The organism is Massilia sp. NBRC 108631 (assembly GCF_059704565.1).
On the sequence record NZ_BAAKJE010000088.1, the window covers coordinates 1 to 14653 of the forward strand.

10 protein-coding genes are annotated in these 14653 nt (G+C 66.2%); 6 read left to right on the forward strand and 4 right to left on the reverse strand.

Translation table 11 applies throughout. The features are described 5' to 3' along the window. The 5 genes from AC6H42_RS10560 to AC6H42_RS10580 all read left to right on the forward strand — a co-directional run. Window positions 1–1568: rhamnogalacturonan lyase family protein (locus AC6H42_RS10560; protein ID WP_497547984.1), on the forward strand; the 1568-nt coding region annotated here is incomplete at its 5' end. Window positions 1569–1595: 27 nt separating this feature from the next. Further along, window positions 1596–4367: an exo-rhamnogalacturonan lyase family protein gene (locus AC6H42_RS10565; RefSeq protein WP_497547985.1), complete on the forward strand. Its 2772-nt coding sequence runs from the start codon at window positions 1596–1598 to the stop codon at window positions 4365–4367. A 15-nt stretch (window positions 4368–4382) separates the two neighbouring features. After that, window positions 4383–6548: a GDSL-type esterase/lipase family protein gene (locus tag AC6H42_RS10570; protein WP_497547986.1), complete on the forward strand. Its 2166-nt coding sequence runs from the start codon at window positions 4383–4385 to the stop codon at window positions 6546–6548. A 23-nt stretch (window positions 6549–6571) separates the two neighbouring features. Beyond that, the gene (locus AC6H42_RS10575) at window positions 6572–7273 is read left to right on the forward strand and encodes a GDSL-type esterase/lipase family protein (RefSeq protein ID WP_057156562.1); all 702 of its coding nucleotides are present in this window, start codon (window positions 6572–6574) and stop codon (window positions 7271–7273) included. 1 nt (window position 7274) lies between these two features. Then, entirely contained in the window at window positions 7275–9569 is a 2295-nt protein-coding gene (locus AC6H42_RS10580) for a TonB-dependent receptor domain-containing protein (RefSeq protein WP_497547987.1), read from the forward strand. Window positions 9570–9626: 57 nt separating this feature from the next. Here the strand turns inward: AC6H42_RS10580 and AC6H42_RS10585 are convergent, their stop codons facing one another. Genes AC6H42_RS10585 through AC6H42_RS10595 form a run of 3 tightly spaced genes read right to left on the reverse strand, consistent with a single transcriptional unit; the run spans window position 9627 to window position 12584 of the window. Next, window positions 9627–10133 carry a nuclear transport factor 2 family protein gene (locus tag AC6H42_RS10585; protein WP_057156560.1) on the reverse strand — a complete coding sequence of 169 codons (507 nt, stop codon included), beginning with the start codon at window positions 10131–10133 and terminating at the stop codon, window positions 9627–9629. Between the two features lie 4 nt (window positions 10134–10137). Further along, entirely contained in the window at window positions 10138–10839 is a 702-nt protein-coding gene (locus AC6H42_RS10590) for a DUF6250 domain-containing protein (protein ID WP_057156559.1), read from the reverse strand. After that, the gene (locus tag AC6H42_RS10595) at window positions 10836–12584 is read right to left on the reverse strand and encodes a rhamnogalacturonan acetylesterase (protein ID WP_497547988.1); all 1749 of its coding nucleotides are present in this window, start codon (window positions 12582–12584) and stop codon (window positions 10836–10838) included. The genes AC6H42_RS10590 and AC6H42_RS10595 overlap by 4 nt, the downstream gene beginning before the upstream one ends. 124 nt (window positions 12585–12708) lie before the next feature. On the opposite strand from AC6H42_RS10595, the gene AC6H42_RS10600 reads away from it, so the two are divergent. Then, a complete protein-coding gene (locus tag AC6H42_RS10600; protein WP_497547989.1) occupies window positions 12709–14058 on the forward strand; it encodes a TolB-like translocation protein in 1350 nt (449 codons plus the stop codon). 14 nt (window positions 14059–14072) lie between these two features. Here AC6H42_RS10600 and AC6H42_RS10605 read toward each other — a convergent pair. Beyond that, window positions 14073–14653 (reverse strand): 3-keto-disaccharide hydrolase (locus AC6H42_RS10605; protein ID WP_497547990.1); only part of this gene is annotated, 581 nt, incomplete at its 5' end.

Below are 14653 nucleotides of genomic sequence, written 5' to 3' on the forward strand. Positions count from 1 at the left end.
CCTCGGTAGGCGGTTTGATGAGCGCGGCAGGCGTGCAGATATCCAGCGAACGCCCGCGCCGCATCAATTTCGCGGCCTGGTGGGACGGCGACCTGCTGCGCGAATCGCTGGACGGCACCCGCATCGAGAAGTGGAACCCGCAAAGCGCCACGCTGCTGCCCCTGGTGAACGGCGCCGACGCTGGCGCCGCCGCCAACAACGGCACCAAGGCCACGCCGGTGCTGTCGGCCGACCTGCTGGGCGACTGGCGCGAAGAAGTGGTCTGGCGCAGCGCCGATAACAACGCCCTGCTGGTGTTCAGCACCACAGCGCCCACCGCGCACCGCATACCGGCGCTGATGCAGGACGCCCAGTACCGGGTGCAGGTAGCGGGCCAGAACGCCGGCTACAACCAGCCGCCGCATCCCTCGTTCTACCTTGGCGCAGGCATGGCGCAGACCGCCGGCGTTGCGCGCACTGCGCACACGCACATGGAACAATTGAAGCAGGCCGAGAGCCGTCCTGCCGATGTCCAGAATCTCGGCACCAAGCGCAGCTTTGCCGGCGACTACGACGGCGCCATGGCCGCCTTCGACCAGCGCCCGGGCGCGCGGGTGAACGACAATCCGGCCGATATCGACAAACTGGCCAATGCCCAGGCCGTTGACGCCGTCGACGCCATCGTGGCCGAGGCGCGCAACAAGCGCATCGTGCTGCTGAACGAGGCGCACCACGTCCCCATGCACCGCGCCTTCGCCAAACGGCTGGCCGCCGAATTGCGCAAGGTTGGCTACACTTACCTGGCTTGCGAAACGTTCAGCACTGATATAGGGGAACGCCCGCCGGGCAACATCCTCACGCGCGCCCACGGCTACTACCTGGAAGATCCCCTGTTCGCCGACTTTGTCCATTCCGCGCTGGCGGACAACTGGAAGCTGGCCGGCTACGAGTCCGCCGAAGCATTGCAGCAGCTGGCCCCCATGGAGCGCATGCGGCGGCGCGAACTGGTGCAGGCCACCAACCTGGTTGAGCGAATCTTCGCAAAAGATTCCCAGGCCAGGGTTTTCGTCTACGTAGGCTATAGCCACCTGTTGAAGACGCCCGCCGGCGAGGCGCGCGGCGCCGTCATGATGGGCGAGCACTTGCGGCGCATGACTGGCTTGGAGACGCTGCACGTCGAGCAGGAACGTTTCTATTCCCATCCGGACCCGGCATTCAATGGCCAGACCTACCAGGCCATCATTGACAAGTACCAACCCGCCTCGCCCATCATATTGAAAACCGCCGACGGCAAGCCGCTGGTCCTCAAAGGCATGGCGCAGCGGTCCGACATGCAGGTTATCTTTCCGCCGTACGCCAACAGCGCCGACTATGGCCGCCCCACGTGGCTGGAACAGCTGGCGGGCCGCAAGCCGCAGGCCATACCACCGGCGCTGCTGCCCGCATCCGGCCGCAGGCTGATCCTGGCCCATCGTGCGGGCGATCCCGAGAATGCCCTGCCTGTCGACACCGTCCTGGTGGAAGCCGGCAAACCTGTGCCCAAGCTGATGCTGCCACCCGGCGCTTTCCGCTTCAGCGCCCAGGACTAGACTCAACACTTGCAACGAGAGACTAATTTGACTACCTTTAGCCGCCGCACCTTTCTTCAAGCCTCTGTTCTCGGCGCCGCGCCGCTGCTCGCCGCCGGAAGTACGCCTGCGGGCGCCGCCGAATCCGCGCCCGCAGGCCAGCCTGCGGGCACGCCTCCGCCCCGGCCTGCCGCCACGCCGGACAAAAGCGCCGAGCTGCGCTGGCTGGACGGTGTGCCGGGGCTGTCGCAAGGCGTCACGCTCGGCGTGCCCTGGCCCCAGGGCAAGGTCGCCAAAGGCCAGGCCTTCGTGCTGTCCTCGCCGGGCGGCGCCGGGGCCGCCGGTATCGCCGTACAAAGCTGGCCCCTGGCCTACTGGCCGGACGGCACGCTGAAATGGAGCGCGCACGCCTTGCCGGCCGGGGCCGGCATGTCCGAAACCCTGACACTGGCGCCCGCCGGTGGAAAATCGGCAGCCGGCCTCGGCCCCGGCTCCGGTCCAGCCGTGCGCGTGCAGGAGAGCGCGAACGAAGTCTCGGTCGATACCGGCGTGGTCTCCTGCCAGGTTCCCAAGCGCGGCGCCCACTTGATCCGCTCCATCACGCGCGCAGGCCGCGTCATTGCAAGCAACGGTAAGCTGGTGGCCTTAAGCGACGACCAGCCGGATGGCAGCGCCGGCGCTACCCGTCAGACGGCCTTCGAAAGCGACATCAGGACGGTAACGGTTGAGCAGCGCGGCCCGGTGCGCGCCGTCGTCAAGATCGACGGCATGCACCGCAACGGCCAACGTGCCTGGCTGCCATTTTCGGTGCGGCTGTACTTCTACGCGGGCGCCGAATCGGTGCGCATCATGCATACCTTCGTTTTCGACGGCGACGAGCACAAGGAATTCATACGCGGCGTCGGCCTGCGCGTCAGTGTGCCGATGCGCGACCAGCCGCACGACCGCCACGTGCGTTTCGCCGGCGAGGACCAAGGCCTGTGGGCCGAAGCGGTGCGCGGCCTCACCGGCCTGCGGCGCGATCCCGGCGCCGCCTTCCGCTCGGCCCAGGTGGCCGGCCTGGCGTGCCCGCCGCTCGACACCATGGCGCCCAACGTGCGCAAGCTGATGCACCTGATACCGGCCTGGGGCGACTACACGCTGTCCCAGCTGTCGGCCGACGGTTTCCAGATCCGCAAGCGCACCAAGCCGGGCCACGGCTGGATCGACGCCGCGTGGGGCCGCCGCGCGCCGGGCGCCGGCTACATCGGCGGCGCCTCCGGCGGCGTCGCCTTTGGCTTGCGCGATTTCTGGCAGCGCCACCCCACCCAGCTCGACATCCGCAAGGCCCACACCGACGATGCCGAGGTGACGCTGTGGATGTGGTCCCCCGATGCGCAGGCGATGGACATGCGCTTCTACCACGACGGCATGGGCATGGAAACCCACGCCGACGAACTCGATGGCCTGGAAATCACCTACGAGGACTACGAAAAGGGCTACGGCAGCCCGCACGGGGTGGCCCGCAGCAGCGAAATCACGCTGTGGGCGCTGGCCGCCACCCCGTCGCGCGAGGCCATGACCCGCCTCGCACAGGCCGTGCAGTCGCCGCCGCAATTGGTGGCGCAGCCTGCGCACTACCTGGCATGCAACGTGTTCGGCGGCATGTGGAGCCTGCCGGACCGTTCGCACCCTGCCAAGGCCGTCATCGAGGATGAACTGGACCGCCGCTTCGACTACTACCGTGGCCAGGTGGAGCAGCACCACTGGTACGGCTTCTGGAACTACGGCGACGTGATGCACACTTACGACGCCGACCGCCACGTCTGGCGTTACGACGTCGGCGGCTACGCCTGGGACAACTCCGAGCTGTCGCCCGACCTGTGGCTGTGGTATTCCTTCCTGCGCACCGGCAGCGCCGACATTTTCCGCCTGGCCGAGGCCATGGTGCGCCATACCAGCGAGGTGGACATCTACCACCTGGGCCGTTTCGCAGGACTGGGAACGCGCCACAACGTGCAGCATTGGGGTTGCAGCGCCAAGCAGGTGCGCATCAGCGCCGCCGTGTACCGCAGGTTCTACTACTACCTCACCGCCGACGAGCGCATCGGCGACATCATGCACGAGCTGCTCGACGCCGACGCCAAGCTGGCCGACGTGGACCCGGTGCGCAAGCGCGCCGCGCCGCTGGACAAGTCGCTCTATCCGGCACGCGCCAGCTTCGGCACGGACTGGGGCTCGCTGGCCGGCAACTGGCTCACCGAGTGGGAGCGCGGCGGCAAGCCGCTGTACAAGTCCAAGCTGTTGACCGGCATGCGCGACATCGCCGCCATGCCGCACGGCTTCTTCAGCGCCGAGCGCGCCGGCTACCAGCCCAAGGATGGCCATCTGGCCAATATGGCGGGCGACAAGGTCCAGGCCAGCCACCTCAACGCGGTATTCGGCGCCGTGGAAGTGTTCGCAGAGCTGATCTCGGTCACCGGCGACAAGGCCTTTGAGCGCGCCTGGGTGCAATACTGCACGCTGTACAACGCCAGCCGGGAGGAGCAAACCAGGGCGCTGGGCATGCCGCACGGCGGCACCAACGCGCTGCGCGTGGGCCATTCGCGGCTGACCGCCTACGCTGCGTGGCGCACCGGGAACGCCGAGCTGGCGCGCCGCGCCTGGCGCGAGTTCCATGAGCGTCCTGCTCCGCTGGTGCGTCCGGTCGAGCTGCGCGGCCCGGCGGTACTCAATCCGGTGCAGGAAGTCGACTGGATCAGCACCAACGACACCGCACAATGGGGCCTGGCCGCAATCCAGAACCTTGCACTGATCGGCGACCATATTCCTGCAAAATAAATCGATAAAGAGACCATGAAGATTTCCCTGCTCACCATGCTGCTGGCGGCCAGCTTTGCCGCCAGCGCGCAAACCGCCGTCCGCAAGTTCGACTTCAGCGCGCAGCCGGCTGCCGGCTACACCGCCGTCCCGCAAGCAAGCGAGTACAGCGCCGGCCGCGGCTACGGTTTCGAACCCGGCGCCATGCCCGGAAAGCCGTCCTTCTTCTCGGTGGACCTTCCCGAAGGCAGCTACAACGTCACCGTGACGCTGGGCGGCGCCATGGAAGGCAGCACCACCATCAAATCCGAGCTGCGCCGCCTGATGCTGGAAAACGTACGCAGCGCAGCGGGCAGGACGGAAGTGCGCACCTTCACCGTCAACATCCGCACCCCGCAAATTCCAGCCGTTGCCGGCCTGGCGGCCGGCGCCGTGAATCTCAAGGCGCCGCGCGAGACGGTGCAGGAAGCCTGGAACTGGGACCGCCGCCTGACACTGGAATTCAGCGGCGCCAGCCCCGCCGTGCGCGCCATCGAGATCACGCCCGTGCAGGCGCCCACCATTTTCCTGCTGGGCGACTCCACCGTTTCCGACCAGCCCGGTGAGCCCTACGCCAGCTGGGGCCAGATGCTGCCGCGCTTCCTGAAGCCCGGCGTGGCCGTCGCCAACTACGCGCAATCCGGCGAAACCTATCGCGACTCGCTGTCCCGGCGCCGCCTCGACAAGGTGCTGAGCGCCATGCGGCCCGGAGATACCGTGATGATGCAGTTCGGGCACAACGACCAGAAACAGATCAAGGATGGCAAAAGCGGCCCGTTCACCACCTACAAGGCCGAGATCAAGCAGCACGTGGACAGTATCCGCGCACGCGGCGGCGTCCCCGTCGTGATCTCTTCGATGGAGCGGCGCGCCTTCGACGCCAATGGCAAGGTGATTCCGTCGCTGATCGACTACGCCACCGCCGCCCGCCAGTCGGCGCTGGAGCTGGGCGTGGCCTTCATCGACCTGAACTCAATGAGCAAGCCGCTCTACGAGGCGCTGGGCACCGAGGCGTCCAAGGCCGCCTTCGCTGAACCGCAGCCCGGCCGCACCGACAACACGCACCACAACAACTATGGCGCCTACGAACTGGCGCAGGCGGTACTGACCGGCATGCGCCAGGCCGGCGTGCCCGCCGCGTCCTATATCGCGGACGGCTACGGCAGTTTCGATCCGTCCAAACCGGACCCGGTGGCCAGGTTCGCTGTTCCGCCCAGCCCCAAGTTCACCAACGAGCGCCCGTTGGGCGACGAGGCCAACGCCGGCACGGACACCGGCGCCAACGCCTACATCTTTGCCTACTTCACAAAGAACGGCGAGGACGGCCTGCACCTGGCCGCCAGTGCCGACGGCTACCGCTGGGACAAGCTGGGCGGCGGGCGCAGCTACCTGACACCCAAGGTCGGCATGTCAAAGCTGATGCGCGACCCGTGCATCGTGAGGGGACCGGACGGCACCTACCATATGGTCTGGACTTCGGGCTGGAAAGAGAACAACATCGGCTACGCCTCGTCGAAGGACCTGGTCAACTGGTCCGAGCAGCAGGAACTGCCCGTCATGGCCCATGAAAAAGGCGTACTCAATGCCTGGGCGCCTGAAATCGTGTACGACGAGCAGCGCGGCGAGTACCTGATCTTCTGGGCTTCCACCGTACCCGGCAAGTTCACGGAGACGGCCGGTTCGTCCGAGGAAAAGTACAACCACCGCCTGTACGCCACCACCACCAGGGACTTCAAGACCTTCACGCCTACCCGGCTGTTCTACGATCCCGGTTTCAGCGTGATTGACGCCACCTTCGTGCGCGCCAACGGCAAGAACCACTTGATGGTCAAGGACGAAACGGTGAAGCCGCCGCGCAAATACCTGCAGGTGGCCGATGCCCCCGCATTGAACGGCCCGTTCGGCAAGCTGGGCGTCCCCATCACGCCGCCGGGCATGTGGGTGGAGGGTCCGACCGCCATCCAGGCCGGCGCCGATGTCATCGTCTACTATGATGCCTACCGCAGCAAGCATTATGGCGCGATGCGCTCGCGCGACCTCGTTACCTGGGAAGATGTGACGGCCAAGATGCGCTTCCCGGACGAAGGCACGCCACTGCGTATGCGCCACGGAACCGCCTTCGCCGTACCTGCCGCACTGCTCGAGCAACTGCGCGCAGAATAATACTGACAACCCTGGAGACTTACATGAAACGACTGCTGCTCGCCCTGGCCACCGCCGCCACCCTGAATCTGGGCCTGTCGCTGCCCGCCGCCGCGCTGGATCCCGCCACCACCACGCCCAGCGACCAGAACTACCTCGCGCGGGTTCCCTACCAGACCTACTTCGCCGACTACCTCGCGCTGCGCAAAGGCCGCCAGTCCGACATCATCTTCATCGGCGATTCGATCACGGAACAGTTCCGCTGGGGCGCCGGCGCGCCGGTCTGGAATACGCGCTTCGACAACCGCGCTTTCGATTTCGGCCTGGGCGCGGACAGGACCCAGCACGTGCTGTGGCGCCTGGACAATTTCGACCTGTCCTTCCTGAAACCGAAGGTGGCGGTCATCATGATCGGCACCAACAACGTCAGCAACGAGCCCGAAGACATCGCCAAGGGCATCAAGGCCGTGGTGGCTGCGACGCAGAAGAAGTTCGCGGGGGTGAAAGTGGTGGTGGTCAGCATCCTGCCGAACGCCCGCGCGGACCAGCGCATGGCGGCCGTGAACAAGCTGCTGGCCCCCATGGCCGACGGCAAGTCGATCTGGTATCTGGACCTGGCCGCGCGCTTCACCCCGGAAGGCGACAACTGGAAAGGCCTCAGCGGCGACAAGCTGCACCTGACGGCGACCGGCTACAACATGTGGGCCGACGAGCTGGACGCCCTGCTGGCAACCGTTCAGAAATAGCATGACCCGCCCTACGGCTGTCGCAACATGGCTTGCAATCGCGTTCGCGCAGCCTGCCTTGGCCCAGACCGCGCCGCCGCCGACCGTGACCATCAAGAAGGCTCCGCCGGCCAAGCCGCCGGAGCCGCCCGCAACGCCCGCCAGCACCGACGCTCCGGACGTGGCCAGCGTCGTGGTCTCGGCCGAACGGCCCACCAACCGCATCGACCGCCAGGTCTACGACGTGAAATCGGACGTCGGCGCCAGCAACGGCTCGGCGGCCGATGCGTTGAACAGCGTGCCCTCGGTGGCGGTCGATCCGGACGGCTCGGTCACGCTGCGCGGCAGCCCCAACGTGCAGATCCTCATCGACGGCAAACCGTCCGCCATGCTGCAAGGCGAAAACCGGGGCGCCTCGCTCACCGCCATTCCCGCCGAGGATATCGAATCGGTCGAGCTCATCAACAACCCCGGCGCGCAGTTCGGCAACGACGGCGGCGGCGGCCGCATCATCAACCTGGTGATGCGCCGCACACGGCGGCCCGGCGGTTTCGGCGTAGTCAACGCCAACGGTGGTACGGCGGGGCGCTACAATACCGGACTGTCCGGCACTTATAACTCGGGCGTGTTCGGCATCCAGGGCGGGCTGAACGTCCGCCACGACGGCCGCGCCGGCCGCAGCGAGACAGTGCGCGACCGCATTGATCCGACCACCGGAGCCATGGTGCACAGCGCGCAAGCCGGCGGCTCCAGCGGCTTGAACGACAACGTCGGCGCCAACGCTTCCCTCAACTACAACATCGGCGCCAAGGATACCCTGGCTGCCAGCCTGTCCTACCAGGGCCGCGACAATGCCCAGCGCTCGCAGGACCGCTATCTGCGCTACGCCGCCGACGGGGCCGGAGCCGGGCCGGGGCCGGTGGACAGCGACTACGTCCGCAGCACGCAGCGCGGCGGCGACTCGCGCAACTATGGCCTCGGCGCACGCTGGGAGCATAAAGGCGGCGTGGACGGCGAAAGCATGAAAGTGGATTTGCGTGTCAGCTCGGCCGACAATACCCACAACAGCGCTTATAAGAATATCTACGCGGTTGCGCCGCGCGGAGCGCTGGACCAGGCCAGCTTCCAGGACAACGCCAGCAACAACCGGATTATCGACTTCACCGGCGACTACGAACTGCCGATAGACCGCGCGATGCTCAAGCTGGGCTACAAGGTGGCAAGCAACCGCAGCGAGTTCGACACCTTGTACACCGGCGTCGATCCCGTCTCGCAACTGCCCTATGTGAACACCCAGCGCAGCAACCGCTTCCGCATGGCCGAGAAGAACCTGGCGCTGTACGGTTCCTACCAGGTGCGCTTGAACGAGAAATGGGGTGTGCTGGGCGGCCTGCGGGTTGAGCACACCGGCCTGGATATCGAGCAGCTGACCACACATGTGAATGCGGCCAACAACTACCTCAGCTACATCCCCAGTGCCTACGCCACCTACAAATGGTCGGACGATACCACTCTGCGCTTCAGCTACGCGCACCGCTTGCGCCGGCCGACTGCCAACGAGCTCAATCCCTTCGTGATTTACCGCGATGAGCTGAATGTCTCGTCCGGCAACCCGCAACTCAATCCAACCAAGACGGATTCTTTCGAGCTCGGCTACGAGAGCCGCGTAGCCGGCATGGAGACCAGTCTGCGCGCCTATCACCGCAAGGACCGCGATTCCATCCTGATCCGCCGTTACTTCATCAACGACACCGTGCTGCTGACGACGCCAGCCAACGGCGGCCGCAACAACGCCAGCGGGCTGGAGTTCACGCTGCAGGGCAAGATCATGCCGGGCTTGTCGATGAGCGCCAGCGGCAACCTGGGACACACGGAACAGCTGACGGAAGATTTGTACGGATTCATCAGCACGCGAACCGCCTCGTCGCTCAGTGGGCGCCTGCGGCTGAACTACCAGGTGACGCCCGACGACCAGTTCCAGACCATGCTGACCACCCAGGGCCGCGCCCTGTCCGGCCAGGGCGTGCGGCAGCCCAACACCACGGTCAATTTCAGCCTGCGCCACGCACTGACGCCGAAACTGAACCTGGTGCTGAACCTTACGGACGCCTTCAACTCGAACCAGATCGAGACCCTCACCGACACCGCCACGCTGAAGGAGAACAGCATACGGCGCTCGGACGGCCGGATCGCCTACCTGGGCCTGTCATATCGGCTGGGCGGCTTCACGGCGGGGACTGCGGGGACGGGAAACCGGCCAGGCGGCGGGCAGGGACAAGGGATGGGACAGCGCGGCAGCAGCGGCGGCCAGCGCTAGCCGGGCGCTGGCGCCTGCCCGCTGCGCTCCAAAAGGATGCACTAGTGTGCCCGCACTTCAGGGCAGCTGCGCTGCGGCCGGCTTCGGCGCCGGCTTGTCCGCTTCGCTGGACCAGACCTTCATGGTCTGCACCGCCAGCAGCTTGCAGCCGGCGGCGGTGTTGACGTAAGTGCGCATGAACTGGTAGCGGTTGCTGCGCCAGGTCTTGCCGTCCACGTTCCAGGCATCCACCGTGCTCTGGCCGCGCAACACAACGGTATCGCCCAGCACCTGCGCCTGCACGCCGCTGGTGGTGCGGGCTTTCGGTATGCTTGCCGGCTTCCTCGCCCGCGCCACCATGGCTGCCTTGTCGTCGATGGACGAGACCAGGTTGTGCACCCAGACGAAATCTTCGGCAAGCAGATTTTCCAGGAACGCGGCGTCGCCGACGCGCATCGCTTCCTCGTACTGGGAATCGCGCGCAATCAGGTCGGCAACAGGCAGGCACGGGGCGGCTTGCGCGGTTTGCACCGCCAATGCCAGGGGCAATGCGGCGAACAATGGCAACGGTAGTGTAAATTTCATGCTGCTATTCTAGCCGCTGCACTTTGAAGTCGGTAATCTCCTGCCGCGAATGTGTGGTGCGAAAGCCAAAATGGCCAGAGCGCAGCGGTTCTGGATCGCGGTAGGTAAAGTATGCCTCGCCATCCACCAGGATGCGCGTACAGCCCCGGTAGACCGCGATCTCGATCTGGTATTCGCGGTTGGGCAGCAACAGGTAGTCACTGTCGGCCAGGTCGCCGAGCAGCACCCGCTGGCCCTTGCCGTCGTACTTGCGGAAACGGGTGGTGGTGTTGCTGTTGCCCCCCATGCCCATGTAGTACAGGCTCAGCGCGTCGTACTGGGCGAAAGTGCCGTCGCGGGTGAACAAGTTGGCGTTGCGCGGATCGCTCGCCATCCAGAACTGGTTCAGGTCCGACAGGCGGTCGTTGGCGCCGCCGGCCATCAGCATCTTGCGGCGGTAGCTGATCTGGACATCGCCCGACAGGCTGGGCTTGAACCAGACGGTGGCGTCGCCCGCCACGTCCACGGTGAGCTTGCCCTGCCGTGCGGCGATGCTCGAGCCGGCGGCGGCCCGGTACTCCGGTACCCATTGCGACAGCCCGCCATCGAAACCGTCCGCATACAGCAGCGCGCCCGGTTTTCCCCAGCTGCTGCACTCCTGCGCCTGCGCCGCCCCCGACAGCACAATGGCCAGCGTCGCCAGCGCGGCCGCACGGTACGCGCTCATGGCCAGGCCTTGGCGGCGGCTGCGGACGCGGGTGCGCTACCTGCCGTGGCGGCGGCTGGCGGTACGGCCTTGCCCTGCGCGGACAAATACGGTGCAGCCGGGTTGCGCGGCAGGCCATTCAGCGCCGCGATCACGCTGCGGGCGTTGAACTGCGCGCCGGCGTCGTTGGTATGGGTGCGCGCGTCCGAGAACAAGCCGGCCACGGCTGCGGCGCCAAGCTTGCGGTAGCCGTCGCTGACGACCATGGTCAGGTCGGCGAACTGGGCGCCGCCCGCTGCAGCCACTTCGGCATCCCACTGGGCGAAGGTGGAAAAGTCGCGGCCCTGCTCCCAGGCGTCCTTGTGCGGCACCGGCGAGAGCAGCACGACGGAAGCGCCCTTCGCCTTGGCGTCGGCCACGTATTTCGCCATGTACCAGCCGAAGCTATGCACCTGCTCCTTGCTGCCGTCCGGCTTGGTGTCCTCGACGGTTTCCGGGCCGGTGCCCTTGCCGGACGCCCTGCCCTTCATGGCCGGATCACCGATGCGGCCGCCGTCGTTGTGGCCGAACTGGATCAGCACCACGTCGCCGGCCTTCATCTGCGCCAATACCTTGTCCCAGCGGCCTTCGGTCAGAAAGGTGCGGCTGCTGCGGCCACCGATGGCATGATTGACGACATTCACCTTGCTGGTATCGAAGAACGGCGCAATGCGCTCGCCCCAGCCGAACATGCCGTTCGAGCCTCCGCTGCGCACGGTCGAGTCGCCGACAATGAAGACATTCGGCAGCGCCGGATCGCGCGGCATGTCGCCACGCACCTTGGCGCCGTCCACCACTGGCCGCTCGTCCTCGGCGGGGGCAATATCCGCCGCCTTGGCGCTGAACGCGGATTGCACCAGCGGCAGCCGCAGCGACTTCAAGCCTGAGACAACCAGCCGCGCATTGAGTTCCGCGCCGGCCCAGTTGGGGTGGACGCGCTCATCCGGCGTTACCAGCGGAAACAGTTTCATCACCGCGTCGCGGCCCATCTCATCGTACTTGCGGGCCGCCATTTCGTTCAGATCGATGAAAGCCACGCGCTCCTGGCGCGCCACCTCGGCGGCCCAGCCGGCGTAGTCGCCCTTGCCGCGGCCGATCTTGCCTTCGGCGTCCCATATCTTGCGCGGTATCGGCGAGCAGATGACGGGCGTGGCGCCCCTGGCGCGGATCTCGGCGACGTAGCGGCGCAGGTACCAGCCGTAGCTGCGCACCGTTTCATGCTTCCCGGTGAGCAGGTTGTCGATCTCCTGGCTCTCCTCGCCCACGCCTTTGATGGTGCCGCGCGCGCGGCTGGTGTCGTTGATGGCGCTCGAATCGTTATGCCCGAACTGCATGATGACCACGTCGCCGGCCTTGATGAAAGCCAGCGTGCGCTCCCAGTGCCCGCCGCTGATATAGGTGCGGCTGCTCAAGCCGCCAATGGCGCGGTTCACCACATTGATCTTGCCGGCGTCGAAATAGGCGGCAATCGGATTGCCCCAGCCCCACTGGCCCTCCTCGCCCTTGCCCTGGCCATCATCGCGGCCATTGCGGACCGTGGAGTCGCCTATCAGGACCAGTGACGGCAGCGCGGGGTTGGCCGGTTCCGGCAGTTGCGGACGCGCCTGCGCCGGGTCGGTATTCACGGCGGCCGGCAAGGCGCCCTGCGCCGATGCGGCCGACGATATTGCGATGCAGCAGACCAGGGTGGATGCGGCGTGGCCCAGCGCCTTCAGGATTTTGTTCATGGAGATAATTCTATGCGATGCCATTCAGACTCCGCGCCTGGCTTGCAAAGAATCAGGAAGATGAGCAATCGCACCGCTAAAATGCGGACACAATCGAATTCCCGTAACCTGAAATCAGCTATTTATGAAAACCAGACTCCTCATGCCGGCCATCGCGGCGATCCTGATGGCATGCGCCTTCAGTGGTACTGCGCACGCCCAGATCGGCAAGCGCTTCCCGTCCGAGCGCAAGGTGGTGAAGGATCCCGTCACCGGCACCATGCTCACGTTCCTGACCAGCAAGCCGCATGGGGACTCGAAAATCTACCCTACCCACCCGCAATGGACGTCCGACGGCCAGTGGGTGGTGTTCAGGTCGCGCCTGGCCGATGGCGAAGCCTTGGCGGTAAACGAGAAGACAGGCGACATCGTCCAGGTCAGCGAAGGCGGCTATACCGGCATGCTGAACCTGGCGCGCAAGAGCATGAAGTTGTACTTCATGCGCCAGGACAGCGTCAAGGGCCGCCTGCAAATCGTGGAAGTGGACATGGCGCGCCTGTTTGCCGACAGCGCGGCCGGCTCGCTCAAGCCGGCGGCCGCCTACCAGCGCGTCGCCGGCACCACCCCGCTGGGCATGGAAGCCGGCGGCGACATGGCGCTGGACGCGGACGAGGAATGGGCCTACTTCCGCGTAGGCAAAGATGAAGCAGCCAAGCACCTGGCGCCCGGCGTCAAAGCCGAACAGCCTTTCGGCCCGCGCGGCATGGGCGCGGGGCCGAACGGCATCGCGCGCATGAACGTGCAAACGGGCGAGATCAAGCACGTGGTGTCGGTGCCGTTCCAGATCGGCCATATCCAGGCCAATCTGTGGAACCCGGGCGAGATCGTGTTCTGCTGGGAGACCGGCGGCAAGTCGCCGCAGCGCACCTGGACCGTGAAAGCCGACGGCAGCGGCTTGCGTCCGCTGTACCCGGAAGCGCCGTACGAGTGGGTGACGCACGAGGCCGTGATCTCCAAGGACGAGGTGGCGATGGCCATCATGGGCCACCGCAAAATTGCCGAGGGCGCGGGCGGCGTGGCGGCTCCGGCGACCGGCGTGGGCGGCGCCAATCCGGGCCAGGACGCGGCATGGGGGCCGTCGGGCACACGAGAAAAGCCGACCGGCCTGGCCATCGTCAACCTGCGCACGCGCGAAATGACCATTGCCGGACAAACCCCGTCGGGCAGCGGGCTATGGCACGTGCATGGCTCGTCGGACGGCCGCTGGGCGGTGGGCGACGACTTCAGCCGCAGCGTCTACCTGATAGACCGCAAGACGCGCGAAATGATCATGCTGACCACCGGCCACAAGGACACCGCCGCCGACCATCCGCATCCGACTTTCAACGCCGACGGCACCAAGATCGAAATCCAGTCGGCCATGCTGTCCGAGGATGGCCGCTCGATGAACATCGTGATCGTTCCGGTGCCGGAAGAGTGGCTGAAGCGGAAGTAATTCCGAAGGGATGCTCAGTCGAGCGGCGTCAGGTTCACCCGGCGCAGCTCGTACGGCGCCCCTTCCAGCTGGAAGCCGATGCGGCCCGAGGCCGGGCTGGCCCTGGTGACCTTGTTCTGCGCCACGCCGTTGACGCTGACTTCCACCGTGCCATCGCGGCTGACGATGTCGGCGCTGTTCCATTGGCCGGCCGCCAGTTCGCTGTCCCCGGCCATGCGGGCCTTGATAACGGGCGACGCGCCGGCCGCGCTGGTGGGCGGCTCGGCGAAAGCGTAGCCCGCCATCGGCAACAGGTCGCCGGTGCTGCCATGCTTGGTCTGCAGCTGCAGGCTCACCGGCCAGACGCGGTCCATGGGACCGGGGCTGATATGCAACAGCACACCGCCGTTGCCAGGTTTGCCGCTCCAGCGCCATTCCAGGTGCAGGCGGTAATTGCGGTAGCTCTCTGTGGTGGCCAGGAAGCCCGACGGCTGTCCGGTGGACGCCACCACGCCGTCAGGCAGCATCGTGAAAACACTATCGAGCGGCGCTGCAGGCGTAGTCTGCAGCTCCCAGCCGGAGAAATCCTTGCCATTGAAAAGGTCTGCCGCGGCGG

Excerpts from the sequence above, each read along its gene's own strand:
- AC6H42_RS10570 (WP_497547986.1), top strand. The coding sequence starts at position 4,383 with ATGAAGATTTCCCTGCTCACCATGCTGCTGGCGGCCAGCTTTGCCGCC.
- AC6H42_RS10575 (WP_057156562.1), top strand. The coding sequence starts at position 6,572 with ATGAAACGACTGCTGCTCGCCCTGGCCACCGCCGCCACCCTGAATCTG.
- AC6H42_RS10580 (WP_497547987.1), top strand. The coding sequence starts at position 7,275 with ATGACCCGCCCTACGGCTGTCGCAACATGGCTTGCAATCGCGTTCGCG.
- AC6H42_RS10585 (WP_057156560.1), bottom strand. The coding sequence starts at position 10,133 with ATGAAATTTACACTACCGTTGCCATTGTTCGCCGCATTGCCCCTGGCA.
- AC6H42_RS10590 (WP_057156559.1), bottom strand. The coding sequence starts at position 10,839 with ATGAGCGCGTACCGTGCGGCCGCGCTGGCGACGCTGGCCATTGTGCTG.
- AC6H42_RS10595 (WP_497547988.1), bottom strand. The coding sequence starts at position 12,584 with ATGAACAAAATCCTGAAGGCGCTGGGCCACGCCGCATCCACCCTGGTC.
- AC6H42_RS10600 (WP_497547989.1), top strand. The coding sequence starts at position 12,709 with ATGAAAACCAGACTCCTCATGCCGGCCATCGCGGCGATCCTGATGGCA.